1 protein-coding gene is annotated in these 267 nt (G+C 60.3%); it reads left to right on the top strand.

Going from position 1 to position 267, the window contains the following annotated elements:
- A partial coding sequence (locus MTX36_RS29565; protein WP_243623217.1) for an ABC transporter permease subunit occupies positions 1-245 on the top strand: 245 nt, incomplete at its 5' end.
- Positions 246-267 lie beyond the last annotated feature (22 nt).

The raw sequence follows: 267 nt of genomic DNA, 5'->3' as shown, positions 1-267 counted from the left end.
CGTTCTCGCTCATCACCATGATGGGTCTGGCACTCGGCGGCATGATCGGCAGCACCGTGATCGTCGAGACGCTGTTCTCACTACCCGGAATGGGCAGCCTGATCGTTCGCGCTGCGCAACAGGGCGACTCGCCGATGCTCTTGGGTGCGGTGGTCGTGATCGCCGTCATCTACGTGCTCGTCAATAGTTTCGTCGATGTTCTGTACACCTATCTTGACCCGAGGAGTCGTCGTGTCCATGTCTGAAGTGACGCCCGACGGAGCGGCC

Source organism: Rhodococcus sp. ARC_M6 (genome assembly GCF_022810305.1).
Taxonomy (GTDB): Bacteria; Actinomycetota; Actinomycetes; order Mycobacteriales; family Mycobacteriaceae; genus Rhodococcus_F.
The sequence above is the reverse complement of the archived record's forward strand: the minus strand, read 5'-3'. Positions and strand labels throughout refer to the sequence as shown.